Annotated in this window: 14 protein-coding genes; 7 read left to right on the top strand and 7 right to left on the bottom strand. The window is 34.6% G+C overall.

Features of this window, described 5'->3' with window-relative positions:
• Positions 1-9: 9 nt before the first annotated feature.
• Complete coding sequence (locus AAFN75_RS07150) at positions 10-2,430, bottom strand: TonB-dependent receptor domain-containing protein (protein ID WP_411808909.1); 2,421 nt, start codon at positions 2,428-2,430, stop codon at positions 10-12.
• A 251-nt stretch (positions 2,431-2,681) separates the two neighbouring features.
• Entirely contained in the window at positions 2,682-3,782 is a 1,101-nt protein-coding gene (dinB, locus tag AAFN75_RS07155; RefSeq protein WP_411808910.1) for a DNA polymerase IV, read from the bottom strand.
• 53 nt (positions 3,783-3,835) lie between these two features.
• Here dinB and AAFN75_RS07160 point away from each other — a divergent pair, with 53 nt between their 5' ends.
• Genes AAFN75_RS07160 through AAFN75_RS07170 form a run of 3 tightly spaced genes read left to right on the top strand, consistent with a single transcriptional unit; the run spans position 3,836 to position 5,746 of the window.
• Entirely contained in the window at positions 3,836-4,324 is a 489-nt protein-coding gene (locus AAFN75_RS07160; protein ID WP_411808911.1) for a CYTH domain-containing protein, read from the top strand.
• Between the two features lie 13 nt (positions 4,325-4,337).
• Positions 4,338-4,871: a YciI family protein gene (locus tag AAFN75_RS07165; protein ID WP_411808912.1), complete on the top strand. Its 534-nt coding sequence runs from the start codon at positions 4,338-4,340 to the stop codon at positions 4,869-4,871.
• A gap of 38 nt (positions 4,872-4,909) precedes the next feature.
• Entirely contained in the window at positions 4,910-5,746 is an 837-nt protein-coding gene (locus tag AAFN75_RS07170; RefSeq protein WP_411808913.1) for an endonuclease/exonuclease/phosphatase family protein, read from the top strand.
• Here the strand turns inward: AAFN75_RS07170 and pbpC are convergent, their stop codons facing one another.
• From pbpC to AAFN75_RS07195, 5 genes are all read right to left on the bottom strand, one after another.
• Positions 5,747-8,098, bottom strand: a complete 2,352-nt coding sequence (gene pbpC, locus AAFN75_RS07175; protein ID WP_411808914.1) for a penicillin-binding protein 1C — start codon at positions 8,096-8,098, stop codon at positions 5,747-5,749.
• Between the two features lie 157 nt (positions 8,099-8,255).
• Positions 8,256-8,579, bottom strand: a complete 324-nt coding sequence (locus AAFN75_RS07180) for an antibiotic biosynthesis monooxygenase family protein (protein ID WP_411808915.1) — start codon at positions 8,577-8,579, stop codon at positions 8,256-8,258.
• Positions 8,580-8,593: 14 nt separating this feature from the next.
• Positions 8,594-9,325 (bottom strand): YqjF family protein, encoded by a 732-nt coding sequence (locus AAFN75_RS07185; protein WP_411808917.1) that lies wholly within the window; start codon positions 9,323-9,325, stop codon positions 8,594-8,596.
• 109 nt (positions 9,326-9,434) lie between these two features.
• Positions 9,435-10,559: an endo-1,4-beta-xylanase gene (locus AAFN75_RS07190; RefSeq protein WP_411808918.1), complete on the bottom strand. Its 1,125-nt coding sequence runs from the start codon at positions 10,557-10,559 to the stop codon at positions 9,435-9,437.
• A gap of 318 nt (positions 10,560-10,877) precedes the next feature.
• Positions 10,878-16,439 (bottom strand): alpha-2-macroglobulin family protein, encoded by a 5,562-nt coding sequence (locus AAFN75_RS07195; protein ID WP_411808919.1) that lies wholly within the window; start codon positions 16,437-16,439, stop codon positions 10,878-10,880.
• 418 nt (positions 16,440-16,857) lie between these two features.
• Between AAFN75_RS07195 and AAFN75_RS07200 the strand changes: the two genes are divergently transcribed.
• The 4 genes from AAFN75_RS07200 to AAFN75_RS07215 all read left to right on the top strand — a co-directional run bounded on the left by AAFN75_RS07200 (position 16,858) and on the right by AAFN75_RS07215 (position 21,601).
• Positions 16,858-18,411, top strand: coding sequence for an aldehyde dehydrogenase family protein (locus AAFN75_RS07200; RefSeq protein WP_411808920.1), 1,554 nt, complete (start codon positions 16,858-16,860; stop codon positions 18,409-18,411).
• Between the two features lie 136 nt (positions 18,412-18,547).
• A complete protein-coding gene (locus AAFN75_RS07205) occupies positions 18,548-19,483 on the top strand; it encodes an OmpA family protein (protein ID WP_411808921.1) in 936 nt (311 codons plus the stop codon).
• 21 nt (positions 19,484-19,504) lie between these two features.
• On the top strand, positions 19,505-20,059 hold the full coding sequence (locus AAFN75_RS07210; RefSeq protein WP_411808922.1) for a hypothetical protein: 555 nt from the start codon (positions 19,505-19,507) through the stop codon (positions 20,057-20,059).
• A 150-nt stretch (positions 20,060-20,209) separates the two neighbouring features.
• On the top strand, positions 20,210-21,601 hold the full coding sequence (locus tag AAFN75_RS07215) for a DUF1800 domain-containing protein (RefSeq protein WP_411808923.1): 1,392 nt from the start codon (positions 20,210-20,212) through the stop codon (positions 21,599-21,601).
• Position 21,602: the final 1 nt, after the last annotated feature.

Raw genomic sequence — 21,602 nt, forward strand, 5'->3', positions numbered from 1 at the left:
TTTATTTGGTTAAAATTTATGAATTGAATAATTAAGTTTAAAGTAAAAAGCACGTCCTGGTTTTTGTACAGATAGGTTATCGTATACAGGCTTATCGAATATATTTTTAATGTCGAAACTAACCACTAATTGCTTGTTTGGAAAGGCATAACTAAGTCCGAAATCTTGAGCTAACTGTTCTGGAACTTTAAAAAAATCGTCGCCAACCGTATTACTACCTTGTTTTGGTAAGTATGAGAAATCGTCTGTAAAATGAAATGAGTAAAATAAATTTAAACGCGATTTTTGCTGAATTAAATTTTTGAATGAATAGCGTAAATTACCATTCATGGTCATAAAAGGGGTGTTGGGTACATCTATTTCAATACCGCTATTTACAATGTTTAATTCGAATTTAGAAACATTAAAATTAAGCGTAAAGTTGCGGTTATACGTATAATTTAATTGGGCATCGATACCTTTAGAAGTTCCACTACCTTGATTTACATAGAGTATTAATTCGTCATCAATATTAAACGAGTTTTCAATAGGTAAGCCAATTCTATCCTTAATATTTCTAGTAAACAGGTTGGTTGAAACCGTTAAGCCATGTTTATTGAAATTAAATTTACCAAAACGAAATCCTAAGTTGTAGTTGTTACTTTGTTCTGGTTTAATACTTGGGTTGGCAACCACATTATCACCATCGTTACCAAAAACTTCGGTTTCGTTTGGTAGTCGAATTGCTTTTTCTGCCGAGGCCAATACGGTTAGTTTTGGAGTAATAGCATACGACGTTGCAAAACCATAACCATTAAATGTATTGTTACTGCTAACTATCTCGTCTACAATTGTACTATTCCCTTCCGCATCCGTTTCAATAGCAGGATCAATACTAGTTGTTTTTTGTTGGTAGTGTTTTCCGAATAGGCTGGCTTTAAACCTGTTTTCAAAGGCCGATAACTCGTAAGTTAAAGCGTAAATATTTTTATCGAAATCTCTAGTGCCTTTAAATGTGTTTTCTAAATACGATTGTAAAGCATCGCTATCTTCTCTATCAATACCGCTATACACATGGTTTAATAATACTTTGTGATGCTCATTAATCTCATAAGACACTCCGGTTCTAATAGAGGCTACATGACGTTTTATTTTAGCTAGCGTTGGGCCACCTTCTTGTTGCGAACCCCAAGTATATTCGTATTCGTCACCTCTAAAGTCAATGGCGCGCTCACCATTCCAGCTGTAAGCTGCGGCAACGGTATCGTTAACGGCACGGTTTCTTTTTCCATAAACACCGTTAATATTTACATCTAGCCCTTCGGTAAAAAGGTCTTTCTTTTGGTAGGTTAAATTTGCTAGTAAAGCATCAGATTCTAAAAAACGACCTTTATACGGCGTAATGGTCATGAAAGCACCGTGTTGTACTTCTTTATAATCTTCTGAAGCATTAAATCCAATTAAAAATTGATCTGCCCATTTTACATTGGTATACCCAATTTGTGCCATTCCGCCGGTAGAGCGATAGGTATCATTAAATCGTCTTGCTGTAATTGGAGTTTGTACACCACCTAATCCGGTAACAACTATGCTTCGCCCAGAAACTTTATAGTCGTTATCGGAATAATTGTTAAATAGAGAACCCTTTACGGTAAAGCCAGATTTATCAAACCGATATAAACCATTAACATGCGTTTGTACGGTGTTAAAAGAACCATAGGACACAGAGGCGTTTAAATGACTTCGAGTGCCTTTGTGCAGTACAATATTAATGGCGCCACCTAAGGCATCGTCTGCTAAATGTCCTGGAACTACACCTTTGTAAACCTCAATATCTTTAATCATTGAAGGCGGAATGCTGTTTAAATTATAGGAGTTTCCATAAATAGAAATAGGTATACCATCTATAAATATGCGCACCGCACTTCCCGATAAGCCATTTAAGCTGTAACTAACGCTAGAGCCTAAGCCACCATTCTGTCTAATTTTTATACCGGCAGTCGCGTTTAGCAATTCGTTAGTTTGCAAGTTTCTAAGACCAGCTTCTTTGGTTTTAATCACACTTACTGCAAAGCCTTGGGTTTCTTTTATTGTTTTATTAGATTTTCTAACAACTTGAACTTCGTCTAAATCTTGATAATCGGTTAATGTTAAGGTTGTGTTTATAGATTTTTTATTTGAATTTAAAACCACCTTAATTTTTTTGGGTTTAGCATCAATCGAATAAATTTCTAAATCATACTCACCATAAGGAATAGCACTAAATTTAAATTCGCCATCTATACCTGTTGCCGTTTCTTTTTTAAGTGTTTTGTTTTGGATAGTTACATAGGCTCCAAGAACGGGTTCGTTATTATTAAAAGTAACAAGTCCTTCTAGTGTGCAATTCTGACTAAAAGTAATACTGCTAAGTAGCAGTAAAATTAAAAATGGACTTTTATTAAGAAACATGGTTGTTTTTTTTACAAAAGTAGCTCTATTTAGATTTAGTCCAAATAAAGACAACACATTTTAATATATTTAATTTATAGTGTTAAAATTTTATTAATATCAAAACTTATAGAGGTTTGTATTGAATAGTAATTAAAAAAAATGACTATTTTTAACAATTCTAAATAGTGATAATTTGATTATAACGCTATTTTTAAGGTGATTTTCTATAAAAAAGAGAGATTTAAAAACGAAAAGAACTGTTTTTAAGTCTAAAACTCGAATTTTAACTGGACACTCACACTTGCAGTTGGTTGTGGCTTTTCTTTTTTTTCTGTGTTTAGGCTAGACATTGAAATACCTAGTAGCCTAACAGAATTATTTAAAGTTTCTTGATAGAGTAATTGTTGTGCTATTTCCAAAATAACATCCTTATCACTTATATAATATGGCAATGTTTTACTACGTGTTTGTAATGTGAAATCGCTGTATTTTATTTTTAAGGTTACAGTTTTACCAGCAACTTTACTTTTTAGTAACCTACGCGATACCTCGTCTGCAATATGTTTTAGCTTTTCTAGCATAAATATTTCCGACGATAAATTTTCGCTAAACGTACGTTCGGCCGCCAAACTTTTTCTAATTCTATCTGGTTTTACCTCGCTATTTTGAATACCTCTAACAATGTGATAATAATACCTTCCCGATTTTCCGAAGTTTTTATCCAGATATTCTAATGATTTATTTTTTAAATCTAAACCTGTAAAAATGCCTTTTTGGTACATTTTTTCGGCCGTTACCTTGCCTACGCCATAAAATTTTCGAATATCCAATTGTTCTAAAAACTCAAGAACTTCCTCTGGATTTACCGTTTTTTGTCCGTTTGGTTTATTGTAATCACTAGCTACTTTGGCAATAAATTTATTAATAGAAATACCAGCAGAAGCTGTTAAACCGACCTCTTCAAGAATTCTAGTTCTAATTTCTTCAGCAATTTTCGAGGCACTTGGGTTTCCTTTTTTGTTTACAGTAACATCTAAATAGGCTTCATCTAAAGATAACGGTTCTACCAAATCGGTATAATCATGAAAAATTTTTCTAATTTTTTTAGATATTTCGGTATACCGTTCAAAGTTTGTTTTTACAAAAATAAGATGCGGGCATAGTTTTATGGCCAAAGAGCCAGACATCGCACTTTTAACTCCAAATTTTCTAGCCTCGTAACTCGCAGCACTAATAACTCCGCGTTTTCCGCCGCCGCCTACAGCAATTGCTTTTCCTTTAAGTTCTGGATTATCCAATTGTTCTACAGACGCATAAAATGCATCCATATCAACATGAATAATTTTTCTTAATGGAAAATTGGTAGACATGCCGTAAATTTAGGCATTAAATGCCTGTTTATTAAAATAAGATTAGGATAAAAATGATAGAAATTGAACGTAAATTTTTGGTGACTTCAAATGCTTTTAAAACAGATGCTTTTAAATCTACACGGATTACACAAGGGTATTTAAATTCCAATAAGGACAGAGCTGTAAGAGTTCGTATTAAAGGTGAGCAAGGGTTTTTAACCATAAAAGGGGCATCATCAAAAAATGGGTTATCCCGTTTTGAATGGGAAAAAGAAATTCCCCTAAAAGAAGTTGAAGAATTATTAAATTTGTGCGAACCTGGTGTTATTGATAAAACGCGTTACGAGGTAAAAGTAGGACCTCATATTTTTGAAGTTGATACGTTTTATGGCGATAATGAAGGTTTAATTATAGCCGAAGTCGAACTGAAAAACGAAAATGAAACTTTTGAAAAACCAAATTGGTTAGGCGAAGAGGTTTCTGGCCAAATAAAATATTATAACTCGCAGTTAAGTAATACCCCTTTTAACACATGGGATACGTCCTGTGATAATTTATAACAAAATGAAATTGATGAAAAGAATTCTAGTAATATTTACGCTTAGTTTCATGCTATTTGCATGTAAAGACAATTCAGTAAAACCGGAAACAGAGGAGGTTATTAATGAGGTTACTAATGTTGTAAAAGATGTTGCTGAAATAGAACCAGAAGTACCAAAAACTATAAAGGAAATTAAGGAAGAACTTACGGCTAAAGGTTTTCAAATTTTCGATTATGTAGATGAAGCCACTCAAGATACTATCATAATGCAGCAGTATTTTATGGCGTTTTTAAAAAAAGGTGCTATTCGTATGCAAAACGAAGAGGAATCTGCAAAACTCCAAAAACAGCATTTAGCACATTTAAAAAAAATGTACCAGCTAGGTTATGCCGATATCTCTGGTCCCTTTGGTGATGATGGCGATATTCGCGGTATAACCATTTACAATGTACCAACTTTAAAAATGGCCGATAGTTTAGCAAATTCAGATCCAATGGTTAAGGCCGGAAGATTAGTTATTGAAGTACACCCATGGTGGGCCGCAAAAGGTTTTGAATTACGCTAATGCTAAAGTTTATTAGAGGGCTTTACCTCGTTTTAAATATGGCAATTATTGTTGCTTTATTAGCCATTCATTTTGTGGTTAAAGAAAGTAGCCATCAAAGCTCCTTGCTTTATTACATGTTGCCTTTACCTATTATAATTTTTACAGTTTTAATTTTAAGTGTTTTTTTATCTAAAAGATATAGAAGGTATAATCTCATATTAACCGGATTGTTATTGATAATTTGGTTAAGCCGAAGTTTTAAAATTAATATTCCGGAAGACACTCAAGAAAACGATTTAGAAGTTGTTTTATGGAACGCATCTCGAGAAAATAATTTTAAAGAAGCTTTTATAGAAAACGAAAATATCCCTGATGTTTTTGTTTTGGTTGAAGCTCGAAGAATGAATATTAAAAGGCTTCAGCTCGATTTCCCTGAGTATCATTTTTATTTTTCTGGTGAAGAAATTTCCATTTTTTCAAGAACACCTATCGAAAATATTGAAGTAAATCAGAACAAATTCAGAACCGTTATTGTAAGTTTTAAAGTGAAAGATATTCGTTTTTATGCTGTTGATGGCGTAGGAAGTTTAGATGTTCCTCGAGCTTGGGGTTTAGACTTTATTGATGCACAAATAGAAGAAAAAGAACGAGCTGTGTTGTTAGGTGATTTTAATGTGCCTTTTGAGTCGAAATTTTTTAGTGCCATTAAATCTAATTTTAATCATGCTTTTAATGAAAAAGGAAATGGATTTCGCGAAACTTGGTTTTGGAATATGCCGTTACTTTCTTTAGATCATATTTGGGTTTCAAAAGACTTAGAGGTTGTAGCTACAAAAAAAATAAACACGTTTAAAAGCGATCATTGTATGATTAGAACAACCATTAGACGCTAATTATTCAGATATTTCGAATTGTCGTTTTGCCTCGTTTCCAAATGCATCAACAACCGTAATAATATGTTGTCCTGATGTTGGTTTAACCGCTAACTCATGAATATCTTTTGTGCTTCCAATAAACCTTTCATCAACATACCAAAACACTGTGGTTTCTGGCTTGGAATGGGCAATTTTTAAAACAAGATCGTTGGTATGGCCATCAAAATCTTTAGGTAAAAAAATACTATTATTGGCTTTTGGGTAAATAAAATCTATAGACACGCTATTTTCGCCTAAACAATCACTTCTAAATTTTGGTAAGGCTTTATAAAAAGGGTTTTTAGTTTTGTAATAGTAAGCCATTAATGGTGGCAGCACAAACCAAGACTTATGGTTAATATTACTTAAATCCTCGCACGAAGAGTTGACTTGAAAAGTATCATTTTTATCCAAATGAATTAAAACATGATACGGACACGGTTTGGTTTTTAGTCCGCTAATTTGAATGTATTTTTCTTGGGTATCATCGCAATTTAGAGAGGCTCTGTGGCCGCTTTGTTTGCATATAATAACGTTTTGCATTTCATCAAAAGGTTTAGAAAACCAATCGGAATTTGGTAAAGCATCAAAAATATCGAATAAAATTGGGGCAGCGGTTTGCACGCCAACTAATCCTGGTCGGCCTTCGCCATCGGCATTTCCAACCCAAACACCAACCACATAATCTTTTGTGGTTCCAATGGCCCAAGCATCTCTAAAGCCGAAACTGGTACCGGTTTTCCAAGCTATTTGCTTCGAGCCATCAAAAAACTCCCAACTTTCATCACTTTCAGGTCGGTTTACTTCTTTTAAGCTTTCGTAGGTAAGATATATAGAGGCGGCATCAAAAAGCGTTTTATCCGTAGTTTTGTTTCCAAAATCAACAACTTCAGAAGCCAAAAACGTAGGTTCGCAAAATTCATTTGAAAAGTACTCGCTAGAATGTTCCGAGAAATGGTTTAAGGTTGAAGATAAAGCAGCATAGCTTTTACATAAATCCCAAAGATTACTTTCTGCACCACCTAAAACTAAGGATAAACCATAATGATTGGCATTATACTTTATATCCTTAAGATGGAGCTGTTTTAAATAATGGTAGAATCTATCTAAACCAAAATCTTGCAACATTCTAACGGCCGGCACATTTAAAGAGCGTGATAAAGCGCGACTTGCAGGTACAGCGCCATCATAGGTTTTATCGTAGTTTTCAGGATTGTAGCTTCCAAATTGTGTGGGTACATCGGCTACCAAGGTATTAGGAAGTAAATCGCCAGCATCTAGCATAGCAGCATATAAAAATGGTTTTAAAATACTTCCGGTACTTCTAGGTTTATCAATAATATCCACATCCTTTTGATGTGCTTTATCTGTTGGTGTATTACCAACATAAGCTAAAACTTGTCTGGTTTTTACATCTAAAACTAAAACTGCTGCGTTGTGAATTTCGTTTTGACTAAGTTGATTGTAATGTGTTTTTACAATACGGTTTACACGGTCTTGAAGTTTTACGTTTATGGTAGTATGAATGCGTTGTCCGTAATGCTCTTTAGTTACTTTTTGTAATAAATGAGGTGCTATTTGCGGCAGCGGATAAGGTTTTTGAGGTAAACCTTCGGCAATAGAAAGTTTATAGGTAAGTGAATCTAAAATCGTGTTATCTAAAAGCTTTTTCAGCAGGCGATTTCGTTTATTTAATAAGCGCTCTAGGTTTTTACCGGGGTAAATTAAACTAGGTGCGTTTGGTAAAACCGCTAAGGTGGCACTTTCTGCCCACGATAAATCGTTTGCATGTCTATTAAAATACCGCCACGAAGCCGCTTCAAGCCCTACCACATTTCCTCCGAAAGGGGCATTACTGGTATAAAACGCTAAAATATCATCTTTAGACTCTCGTAACTCCAAACGTGTGGCTAGAATAATTTCTTTTACTTTTTCAAAATATGTTCTAGGTTGTCCTTTTCTCGATAGCCTTATAACCTGTTGCGTTAGGGTGCTTCCGCCACGTTTAATACCTCCAGATTTTAAATTATCTCGTATGGCCTTAAAAATAGAAATAGGATTAAACCCAGGGTGTTTATAAAAATACTCGTCTTCAAATTGTAGAATACAAGTTTTGAATTTATCGGGAATAGAATCGTTATGCGGAAAACGCCATTGTCCATCTTTGGCAATTTGTGCACCTAAAAGTTCATTATTGGAACTTGTAATTACAGTAGCCGTAGGGTCTTTAAAAAGTTGTTTTGGTAAGCAAAACATATAAGCAACACATAGTACAGCAATAATTGCCGATTTAATTTTATGTTTCTTTATGGCGTTTATTAGGCCTGTCATTTACCCTTCCGTCCTTTGGACACCTTCCCTTCATGCAGGAAAGGAATTGTGCAGGAGTTTAGTTTTAATTTATTAATATTTTTTATTTAACGCTCATCCATTAAAAGCAGGAGCGGATTTAGTTTTGCTAAAAGAAACTAAAAAAGAGGTGGTGTTATTAAGACTCTTGGTTTCTTAGAAACTCATACTCGCGTTCTACTTTGCAAATTCTTACCTTATACCAACTGTACCAATCTTGTCTTCCTTTTTGTTGTGCCTGTAAATGCTCCGTTTGTTGTTTCCAGTTTTTAATGGCTTCAACAGTTTCCCAATAACTAACAGTAATTCCAATACCATCTCTTGCACTTTCCATACCTAGAAAACCTGGTTGCTGTTTGGCTAAATGTTCCATTTTATCTGCCATGTCTGCATAACCTTCAATAGTTTCATTTTGAGTTGATGTAAAGATTACCGCATAATAAGGTTTAAAGTCATTTGTCATTGCTCAAAAGGTATTTAATTACTAATTAGTGGCATTTTCTTCTTATCCCAAGTTAAAACTTGCACCCCGCTAGAGTAATGCATTCTATCTGGTTGGTTATTTATTAAATGGTTAAAACGCCCATAGTTTAATTTTAAACTACTAATATTTATGTTTTGCATGGGCCATTCCACATGGTGCACGTCGTATTCAATAATATGTTTTTTATAATCTTGAAAAACCGCATAACGTTCAGTAAGCCATAAATCGGTTTGATCTTTTTTAATAGGCGCTTCATTACGTTCATATTTAATATAAAACGTGTCATTAAATATATTATTTTCCGATGTAAAAGTAGATGCGTTTCTACTCATTTTAGAATGCCTATAAGGAAATTTAGAAAGTGTTTTTAAAACCTTACAAGATGTTTTTTTACTGCCTTCCATACTTAAAAAGTAAACACTAGGTTTACCATTATATACTACATAAATTCTAATATTTATTTCTTGAAAATCTGAAATATGAGGGATTTTTGGTAAGCTCCTAACACCAATATTATTCATATTAAAAGCCACTAAACTCACCCATGTTTTATCGTAAAGAGTATCTACTACTAGAGGTTTAGGAAGTAGCGGTTTAATTAATTCTGGGGTAACTTCCCAATGTAAAAAAACAGCCTTATTCCATTCTTGGTAAAACTTCCAAGAACGTTTTGGGTATGCAAAAGGTCTGTGCGATTTTTGTTTTAATATGTCCTTTGCTTTCATGTTGTTTTTTTTGAACGGGAAAGCATGCTATTCAATTATGCCCCGTTCAATTTAGCTATAGGTAAATTTAAAAAGAAATTCACAGAGGGTGTAGCCTTAAAACAATAAATTATTCGGTAGCATTTTCAAGACCTGTAGTTAAGCCGTCTAAGAACCCATAATATCCGGGTTTAGGGTCTAAATTTTCGTCAAAAATAGTTGGCCATTCTTTTAAATCGTAGAAAGGTTTAATCCATGTATCACGATCATTAAAATCCCAGAAAGTAATTCCAAATTGTTGTGCTTTTGGTACATGTTTTCGGTAAAGCATAACAACTTGTTTAAATTTTTCGGCCTGTACCATTTCCATGTCATGGGTTAAAGTGGTTATTTTTGGTTTGTCTTTTGCATTCTCATCGCGGGTATTAAAAATAATATCCAATTCAGAAATATGAACAAGTAATCCGGTAGAAGCCGCTAATTTTAATGCATTTGCAATGGCCTTTTCTGTAGTATCCATTTCTAAATGCATTTGCAACCCAATACCATGTATAGGAACATCGCGTTTTACAAGATCGTTAACCATGGCTACTATACCATTCAATTTTTCCGGATGTCTTTCATGCCCAAAATCATTATAAAATAACTTGGCATCAGGATCGGCATCATGCGCATAACGAAACGCTTTTTCAATATAATCTTTACCAAAAGTATTAAACCAAAACTCGCCTCTAAATTCACCAGATTTATCGGCGAAAGCTTCGTTTACAACATCCCAAGCAACCACATCATCTTTATATCGGGTTACAACAGTAGTAATATATTTTTTTAGGTAGGCGTCTGCCCATGCAGCACCTTTTTTGTTGGTCATGTTAGTAATCCATTCCGGCACATGATAATACCAAACTAAAGCATGACCAAACAAGCGCATATCATGTTTTCGTGTATAGGCCACCAAACTATCAACCCGAGTAAAATCGGGAATACTATCATGTTCTACTAACGCATACATTTTCATGTCGTTGGTAGCCGTAATACTATTAAAGTTGGTGTGGGTAATGGAATCAAGCTTGCTATCCTTTAATACTTTACTAATGTTTACAGCGCCACCAATAGGTAAACTAGACCAATCTTTAAGACCTTTGTTAGTCGATACTTTAATATCTTGGTTTAATACTTGATCTTGCGATGCTTGTTTGCAAGACGTAATAAGTAATACAGAAATCAGGCCGAAATAGAGTGTTTTTAGATACATTTTATATTAAGTGTAAAATTTACACCAAATATATCATTTATTTAAATAAAGCCCTACTAACAAGGCAATTATTTGGACGTTACCTCAAGGGTCGGGCTTTCGGCAGTCGCTTTTTTGTGTTGCATAAACGCAACAACACAAAAAGAGCTTCAACAAATGCCTCAATCCCTAACGCACCTGTTTACTAGCTTATGGAATTAAGTTTTAAGTTTAATTTGTTTTTAAGCGAGTTCGGTTTTTGTACCTTTCCGCGTTAATTTCATAGGGCATTAAAACCACCTTCCCTTTTTTAAGGGAAGGAGTTGATTGTGATGCAAATTACTTCTCAACCGTAACCCATTCTCCTTTAGTTCTAACCAAAAATTCATTATCGTACATGGCTTCGGCTTGTACACCAGGTAAGTAATAGGTGCCTAAATACGATGCATTCAACATTACATTAAACGTTTTGGTACTGTGTTTTCCTTTTTCTGGTAAATCAAAATAGAAATTTACGCGGTCGTCTCTAATATCGGTATGTCTTGCAGCGCTTGTTACTGTGCTTCCAAAGGCCGTAAAACGGGTGTTTACAATGTCCCAACCCGACGGGAAAATTTGTGTTAAAGCCACATCATTTACTGCCGCATTTTTTAAATTACTTACGCTAACGGTGGCCATAAAATCTTGACCTTGCATAAGCTTAGATATTTCAATTGGATTGCCTTTTAAATCTTTGTATTTAACAGATACGCTTAAACCACGTTGCTCGACCAATTCTTGACCTAGCGGTAATTTTCCAGAATTCAACACACGAACATAAACCACATTGTCTTTCGCATTTGTAAAAGCTAAATTATTAGCGCCATCAACCACGTTTATTTCACGTTGTGCAATGGCACTTTTGGTGTCTATGCTTTCCGTTTTTCCGTTTATGGTGTAATTTACGTTTAACGCTTTTCCGCCATTGGCATTAACCATTTTAGCCATAGCCAATAAACTATATGCCGAGGTTTGTGTACTCATCCATCGGTTGCTCGATAAATCTTTAGCAATAGTTTCGGCTAGTTCTCGCATTTTAGCGTTTTTGGTAAATACCATAGTCTCTAAAGCCATAGCACGGTTTCTATCTACAGATCCATAGGTGTAATAATTATAACGCTGAGGTTTGAAATTAATATTTGCCGACTGTGAAATCTTATCGCTAGCTTCTTGCTGTCCTGCTAAAGCATAGGCTGCTGCCAATCGCCATTTAGCTTCGTTAGAAATTTCGGAGAATTCTAGAAGCCTGTTCATGCTTCCTAATTCGGGACTTCCGGCCAATGCCAATGTATAAAGTCTGTAGGCCTGAGCCAAATCGGAATTATAGCTTCTATAACTAGGGCGCCAATTTCTAGCCGCTTGCTTTTGATATTTTAACCAATTCTTTTTAAAGGTTAGTGGCAATACATACCCTTTCTTTTCGGCTTCAAGCATAAAATGACCAGCGTAACTTGTTCCCCAATCATTCGCGCTTTGTTCTCCAATCCAATAACTTAGTCCGCCATGTGCTCGTTGAAAATGCCCTAAACGCTTAATGCCATTTTCCACATTGGTTTGAATTTGTTCCTTTTTATCGTAGGTCAAATCAAAAATATCGGCTAAAAATAATTGCGGAAATACACTCGATGTGGTTTGTTCTACACAGCCATGTGGATATTGAATTAAGTATTGCAACCTACGTGAAAAATCCATTGGAGGTAAGGTTGAAAACTCAATAGTTGCAGCATTTGTTCCTGCCACACCAAAGGTTGTAAAGTCTAAAGTTTCAGAAGCGTTTGCTGCCAAGGTTTTATCTAGAGCTTTGGATGTTATTGGGTTGGTGTTTAAAACATCTAACTCTACTTTGTAAGTCGATTTTTCACCATTTCCAATAGCAATCACTTCAACGGTATTAACGCCTTTAGCTTTACTAACATCTAATTCAAAATAAGCCATTTGTTCGTCGGGTTGTGCAAAACTCAAAGTTTTAGTGGTTTCTCCAACAATCGAAATGCCATCGCTCAGTTTTAAGCTAATGTTTACATTTTTCACTTTAGGTTCCATAGCAAAAACGGTAACTGGTAAAGTTACTTTTTCACCTGGGCTTAACTTCCGCGGAAGCGTTGCTAAAACCATAAGCGGTTTTTTAACTTCTACGGCTTTATCTGTGCTTCCGTAAGCTTCATTGCTGTTGTTTCCTGCAACCACCATGGTGCGTACCGAACCTATATAATTTGGTAGTTTTATTTGATGTGTTTTGGTTCGTCCTGCATCTAATTTAAAAGGACCTAAATAGGTAACCACAGGTTTAAAACGGTTTGCTTTTTTGTTTTTTCCGCCAGCAGCACTACCATCGCCACCAATAGCAAACACTTGGTCTATACTGCCAGAATAGGCACCAATTACATCATCGAAAATATCCCAAGTTTTTACACCTAAAGCTTCACGTTTATAAAATTCATCCCAAGCATTTGGGGTTTTAAATCGTGTTAAATCTAGCAAGCCTTCTTCAACCATAGCAATGGTATAGGTCATGGTATTTTTGTTTTTTTCAGATATTTTAATCTCAAAAGTTTGTTCTGGGCGTAACTTATCGGGCATTTGTAATTGAGGTTCCAATTTAGTGTTTGGATCTTCCACCATAATTGGAATTACCCCATACAAACGAATTGGTAAATCGTTAGCCGTAATAGCATGCGGTTGTAGTAATGAAATGTTTACAAACACATTTGGTGCCATGTCTTTACTAATTGGAATATCAACAACGGTTTCTCCTTTAGCTGTTTTTACCCATTTATAATCTAAAACTTCGGTACCATTTTCTATGCTAACCAAAGCACGTCCTTCGCTTCCTGATGCAAAGGTGATTTTAGCGGTTTCGCCAACATTATAGTTTTCTTTATCTGCAGAAAAGACTAGCATTTTAGCCGCTTCTTTATCGCTAGATGGTGCTTTTTGCCACCAGTTTTTATAAAAATAAGCTGTTCGTCCTGTGGCATGCCCACTTACAGGATCGGAAACTCTTATTAAATAGCGGCCTCTATCATTATCGGGAACCTTAATGTTGAAAGTGGCTTTGCCATTGGCATCTGTATTTACTTTTGTTGTGGTGTATGGCCTGTGGTAGTTGCTAGACACGTAGCTAGACAAATTATCGTAAGATGAGTTCCACCACCAACGCCATTCTACTTTGTAAATTTTAACTTCTAGATTGTTTCGTTTTATAGGCTTGCCATTTTTATCGACTACAACGACATCAAAAGTTTGATTTTCGTCTGTAAAAAACGAACCGTACGCATTGCCTTTTGGCGAACGCAACCCTACAAAAGACTCGTAAGGCGCGTATTGTTTAGTAAAGGCATCCATCGAGAAGTCGCCACCATTTTCGAAGGCACGCACTAAAAATTGAACGTTAAGCATACCAGAAGCATTTTTACCAACACTCAGTTTTTTATTTATTGTGGCCAATCCTTCGTTATTTACTTTGCCTTCAAAAACATTTATTTCTTCGGTTTGAAAGTTTCGTGTAGGGTCGTTAAATGTATAATCTTTATAATTTTTAAACGCCGTATAGGCTATACTAAATTTAGCTTTTACCTCGGCTTTTAAATTTTTTCCTGGAGCGCCATGAAGCCATTTTACATCTAAGTGCCCTTCTAGTGGTGTTTTGCTAGAAAGTATCTCGTTTTCAAAATCGACTTTAATTTTTAAGCGATTAGGTTTTACAGTTTCAATTTTTAAAGGTTTGTAAAATGTAGCACCTCCAACAGATACTTTGGCATTGTAATTTCCTGTTTTATCTTCGGTAGATGTTGTTACAGTAAACTTGTAAAAATTATCAATATTATTGGTGGTAACGTTTTTATGTACCAATTTTCCATTGGGGTCAGTAATTTCGAGTTTTACAGGATGGTTTTTTGGTAGCGGATTTGCTCTATCATTTAGCATAAAGGTTAAGTGCAACGTGTCTCCTGGTCGCCAAACTCCGCGTTCGCCATAAATATAACCTTTAAGTCCGCGTTGTAAACGATTTCCAGACACATCGAATTTGCTTAAGGATAATGAGTTACCATCATGAAGTTTTACATAGGTTTTGTTTTTTCCTTTTGAAACAATGGCGAATGCTGCATTTTTATCGGAATCAATTAAGGTTAAACCTTGTTCGTCGGTATTTCTACTGGCTAGTTCTTGCTGCTGGAAATTATAAATAGCCACCTTAGCACCAGCTTCAGGATTGGTGTTAAGTATATTGGAAACTGCAAAATAATACGAGTTGTTAGCGCCTTGTTTAGCAATAACACCCAAGTTTGAAGCCAATAAATTTTGAGACACTATTTTATTTTCGCCGTAATAGGCATCATGACAAGGGTTTTGTTCTTCGTGCCAATTGTATGTATAGTTTTTGTAGCGGTAAGCCTTGTTGTCCCAATATGCTTCTTCGCGTAATTCTTCATCTTCACTATCTGTTTCGGTGTAATCACCCTCGTCATAATCATCTTCATAATAATCATCGCTTTCAGAATTTGAAATTCCGGCATTAGATTCGCAATCGTATAACGAATAGTTCTTATTAAAACTTAATTCTATACGGTAAATGGCGCCAGCGTCTGCTTTAAAATATTGAGATAAATCTATACTATAGGCTTTCCATTTCCCAGAATTTTCGGCTGCGGTTTGTAATGTTATAGTTTGTTTTGCAATACGACGACCAACCTTTTTAATATCGTAAGTATTATTGCTGCTTAAATTATTGTCTTGAAGAAACTGAAGGATATTGTCTTCAAAAATCTTAATAACACGAACATCAACAGCACTTAAATTAACCGCCTCAAAATTGAATTTTAGTTGTTCGGAATTTGGTAAAATAGTACCATTGCTAATTAGTCGAACTTGTGGTTTTAAAGATTCGAAAGCAATGGTTTCAGAAAAAGGTTTTTTCAGCTTAAAACCATCGGTGTTTTTTATGCCTTGAAATACATCTACTTGAATGTTGCCAACTAATTTAGTGTCTGGATATACTTTTAATACATTGCCATCCACAATGTATTTTGGGTTTTTTACCTTTTGAATAGTGACTAAACCATTAAAATTTTGTTGTTTTTTTAACGGATCTGAGAAGTTTATAGATAAATATTGTTCGGGCGATTGAATGACGTCTACGTTTACAATGCTAAAATTATTTATACCTGGAATAGCCATGGTGTTTTCGCCCTCGTTTGATGCTTTTATGGCTTTTCCATTCCATTTAACAAGTATGTTATCGTCGTCTATTTTACGATTAATACTATCAATTTTAAACTCGAAATACTTTGAAGATGTATTGGCTTCATTAAAAACTATGGATAGGTTTTTACCATTTTGAGTCGCTTCAATTAAGGTTTTGGCATCTTTAAGAGAAATGATATCGGCAGATTTTATTACGCCTTCCAAATACTGCCAATTTTTGCTATACGATTGTAAATGATTGGTATCTATATTAAAACTTGGTGTAATAGTTTTAAACTGAAATGTGTAATCGCTAAAACCGTCGGGCATGTTTTTATAAATGTCGCGAAGTTTAACGGTAACTGTGTATTCGGTATCGGGATCTAATTTTTCGTCGGGTGTAAAAAGGAGCGTGTGTTTATTTCCGGCTGTTAATTTGCCTTCTACATGAGGTTGTATACTTATAATGTTATCTGTAATTTCTTGACCCATTTCCCAGCCTTCAACCTCATTAGCTAAATTAATTTGAATAGGATTTGCTACCGATGTTATGCCCGAAGTGGTGTAGCTTATATAGTCTCGAAATTTAAAAAGGTTATCGGTTTCTACAACTTTCTTTTTACAAGAAACAATAATTGAAAGTATAAAAATGAACGCAAAAAGCTTTTTTAGAGACATGGATAGACGGATTTATATGAACAAAATTAGGTAAAAAAGAAAGCGTAAGGTGTTTCTCGTTAATAAAATTACGTTCATTTTTTTAAGTTTAGACTTTTAGTAGTTGTTAAAGTACTCCCAAAAAATACAGTTAATAAGTTTGAAAATGTTTTTATAATTAATAGAAGTTGGGGTTAATGATTTTTTTTCCGTTGAAGATAACTATTCACAGAATGGATTGGCTGTTAGAGGTTTTAAGACCATAAATCTGTTTTAAATTGAATATAAAAAGTCCTCATTTAGTTTCTATTAAAGGTAGTTTTTCTATTGTTGATTAAAACTGAAATCAATCATTTTATCATTCGTAAATTTCAGTAAAAACGACTTTTAATTGGTATATTCGTAAATATATTCAGTATAACCCATAAATCAATAATTAATGAAGAATAAAGAAGTAGATTTTGGTATCGATAATGCACTTAAAATACTTGGTGTTACAGGTTTAAATGAAGGCTCGTCTATAGGATTAACTAGCTTTTCTTCTGGTGAGATTATCGAATCTTTTTCACCTGTTGATGGATTATTGGTGGGTAAAATAAAACAAACTACAAAGGCAGATTACGAAAAAGTTATGGAAGCTGCTACTTCGGCCTTTAAAACTTGGCGAACAATGCCTGCGCCACAACGAGGCGAAATTGTGCGCCAATTGGGTAATAAATTGCGAGAAAAAAAGGAAGCTTTAGGTAAACTAGTGTCCTATGAAATGGGTAAAAGTTATCAAGAAGGTTTGGGCGAAGTTCAAGAAATGATTGATATCTGCGATTTTGCAGTAGGATTATCGCGTCAGCTACACGGTTTAACCATGCACTCTGAGCGTCCAGGACACCGTATGTACGAGCAATACCATCCGCTAGGTGTGGTTGGTATTATTTCGGCTTTTAATTTTCCAGTAGCTGTTTGGGCGTGGAATACGGCTTTAGCTTGGGTTTGTGGCGATGTTTGTGTTTGGAAACCCTCTGAAAAAACACCTATGTGTGGTGTAGCTTGCCAAAATATTGCTGCCGAAGTTTTTGCCGAAAATAACTTGCCAGAAGGTATTTCATGTTTAATAAATGGCGATTATAAGGTTGGGGAATTTATGAGCAAGGACACACGCATTCCATTAATATCTGCAACAGGTTCTACTAGAATGGGAAAATTGGTAGCTCAAGAAGTTGCTGCGCGTTTAGGTAAAAGTTTATTAGAGTTAGGTGGCAATAACGCTATAATTGTTACGCCAGATGCCGATATAAAAATGACGGTTATAGGTGCTGTTTTTGGTGCCGTTGGTACTGCAGGACAACGTTGTACAAGTACACGCCGATTAATAATTCACGAATCGATTTACGATAAGGTAAAAACTGCTGTTGTGGATGCGTATAAACAATTGCGCATTGGAAACCCGCTAGATGAAAACAATCATGTTGGGCCGTTAATAGATAAAGATGCTGTTAAAATGTATCAAAATGCTTTAGAGAAAGTAGTTGAAGAAGGCGGAAACCTTGTAGTTGAAGGTGGCGAGCTTTCTGGAAAAGGTTACGAAAGCGGATGCTATGTAAAGCCGGCAATTGCAGAAGCTAAACCAAATTTTATGATTGTACAACACGAAACTTTTGCTCCTGTTTTATACTTGTTAAAATATTCTGGAACGGTTGAAAATGCTATAGACATTCAAAATGAAGTTGCGCAAGGGCTTAGTTCTGCTATTATGACGAATAATTTACGCGAGGCGGAACGTTTCTTGTCTGTTCAAGGATCAGATTGTGGCATTGCAAATGTAAATATTGGAACTTCAGGAGCTGAAATTGGAGGTGCTTTTGGAGGTGAGAAAGATACAGGTGGCGGACGCGAATCGGGTTCAGATGCTTGGAAGGTTTACATGCGACGTCAAACAAACACAATAAATTACACTGACGAATTACCTTTGGCCCAAGGAATTAAATTCGATTTATAATTTATCTTCGATTTACGCATTGAAAAGTCACATTTGTATTAATGTGACTTTTTTGGTTTTATTGGTTCCTATTTTACGAGCTTAAAGTGTTATCTTGTAGTTACTTATATTTTATTAACCAAAAACTAAAAATCTAATGAGTAAAAAATCATCCTATCTTTTAGGAATTATACTCACTATTATTCTCGGTACTATTTTGTATTACTTTCTCTGTTGTAGCGTATGCTGTGGCAAAGAATCTTGTAAAAATAAAGTGGACGAAACTAAAAGTGTTATAACCCCAGAAATAAAAGATGCCACTAAAAATGCATTTGTATTAAAAGATGCTAACGGCGACTTTAATCTTAACTTAAGTGAGAATTTCAATTTTAAATCGTCTAATTTTTCAATTTTACAACCCGTTTCTACTAATATTGAAAACGGCGTGGTAATGCTTAAAGACTATCTTTTAACAAATCATTTAAAAACGGTAGATATTACAGGTTTTTATAAAAGTGATGAAACTAATAATTCTGCCTATCCAAATCTTGGGATAGCAAGAGCAAATTCGGTTAAAAATTACTTGGTTTTACATGGCATCTCTTCTAAACAAATAGATACTTATGGCAAATTAAACGATGGTATTAATGCAGATGAAAGTAAAACATTGTTTGGGCCAGTGGAGTTTGGTGTTGCAACAGCAGATGCATCAGATACCTCGGCAATTGAAGCTTTAAAAACAGCTTGCGATGCCATTAGGGCAAACCCATTAGTGTTACATTTTAAAACTGGGCAAGCATCAATAAATTTAACTCCAGAACAACGCCAGAAAATTGCAGATATTTCTCATTGTGTAGATAAATTAGGGGTTAAAATACAGGTTGTAGGACATACCGATAATACAGGAGATGCCACAAACAATATTGTTTTAGGCCAACAGCGTGCAGATTTTGCTAAAGGTTATTTGGTTAAAAATGGAATATTGGAAGGCAATATAGAAACATCATCTAAAGGACCTAACCTGCCTATTGTAGACAATGCCACCGAAGCAGGACGAGCAGAAAACAGAAGAACAGAAATTACAATTAACTAAAATTAAAAAAAATATAAAATTATGAATTGGTGTATATTAATTCCATTAGTAGTCGGTGCAATTTGCGCTATATTAGGTTATTTATTAGGCAGACTCTTAGGTGGTGGAAACCATGATGAGTGCAACAATAAATTAGGAAGATTACAAACACAGCTAGATGCTTGTAAATTAAGCAAGGTTTCATTAGAGGGCGATTTAAAATCAACGAAGGCTTCTTTAGCGTCATCATTAGTTGCTCCTGCTCCTCCCGCGGCTTCTATTTCAAGTGCTGTTTTAATTCCTTTTGATGCAGCTGCGGCTAAAGCTGTGCTTGGTAAGAAAATAAAAGAAAACGATTTAACCGTTGTTGAGGGTATTGGACCAAAAATCCAGGAGTTATTTCATAATAATGGTGTAGAAACATGGAAAGCATTATCAGAATGTTCCATTGAAAAATGTAAAGAAATTTTAATTAGTGGAGGCGATAGGTTTAAAATGCACAAACCGGGTACATGGCCTAAACAAGCTAAGTTTGCCTACCAAGGTAAATGGGCCGAATTGCTTAAATGGCAAGATGAATTGGATGGCGGAAAATAAGTATCACTATTACTCTGAAAAAACCGTTTTCTGTAAAGAGACGGTTTTTTTGTATCTTCATATTTCAGATTAAACTATTTTAAAAAATTAAAGTCTAAATATGTATCACATTACTATTTAATTGGCTTTATTTCTTAATACCATCGCTCTATGAAAACAAAACATATACAACATTTATACAGACGTATTGGTTTTGGCATTTTACCCGCAACTTTAAATAAGTTGTCAAAAAAGAGCGAAAAAGCAATTATTAATGAGCTGTTTGAATCTTCAAAAAAATTCACGCCACTCGAAATTGATATTTCAGAATTAACAGCAATTTATAGTAGTATTATAAAGAAGGAATCTACACTAGATTCTGAAACTCGAAAAAAACTTCAGCAATTAGGTCGTAAAAAACAAATTGAATTTAATATTGCTTGGGTAGATAGACTTACCAATACTCCAGAGATATTAAGAGAAAAAATGACCCTGTTTTGGGCAAACCATTTTGTCTGTGAGGATAGTACTATTTCTTATATAAAAAACTTCAATAATACGCTAAGAAAGCATGCTTTGGGTGATTTTAGAGCTTTTGTTAACGCCGTTTCTAAGGAAGCATCCATGACAAAATATTTAAATACAAAGCAAAATAAAAAGCAAAAGCCAAACGAGAACTTTGCTCGAGAATTAATGGAGTTGTTTACACTTGGGGTTGGATATTATTCTGAAGAAGATATAAAAGAAAGTGCTAAAGCATTCACAGGTTATAGTCATAATTTAAAAGGAGACTTTGTATTTAGAAAGGCTAGACATGATGATGGCGAAAAAACCTTTTTTGGCAAAACTGGTAATTTTTCGGGTGAAGATATTATCGATATTATATTAGAGCAAAAACAATGTGCTAAATATATATGCGGAAAAATATACCGCTATTTTGTAAATGATTTGATTGATGAAAAGCATGTAAATGATATGGCCAATGTGTTTTACAAAGATTATAATATTGAAAACGTAATGCGATACATGCTCACATCTAACTGGTTTTATGATAAAAAAAATATAGGTTCAAAAATTAAATCGCCAATAGAATTTATAGTAGGTCTTGAATCCGTAGTGCCTATGGATTTTAAAAACCCTAAACAACTTTTATATATTCAAAAAGTGCTAGGTCAGATTCTATTAAATCCACCAAATGTTGCTGGTTGGAAAGGTGGTAGAAGCTGGATAGATAGCAATACCATTGTTCTACGTTTAAAATTACCATCTTTATTATTAAACAATGCCTATATATCTAAAGAAAAAACAGGAGAAGTTGATGCTAATGTGGAAGCTAAAAAGGAGGCGTTCAAGAAAAACTTTGGCAAACGTTTTAAAACCGATGCCAATTGGGAATATTTCAACACACAATTTAAAAATGTTAAGATAGGCGATTTTGAAAAGCATTTGTTGGCTTGTCAGGTTAGTGAAAGTGCAAAAGCGTATTTGCAATCCTTAGAAAAAGTCTCTAAAAAAGAATATTGTGTACAACTTATGTCGTTACCCGAATACCAAATGTGTTAAT

This window comes from Algibacter sp. AS12 (assembly GCF_046736315.1).
Classification (GTDB): Bacteria; Bacteroidota; Bacteroidia; order Flavobacteriales; family Flavobacteriaceae; genus Algibacter_B; species Algibacter_B amylolyticus.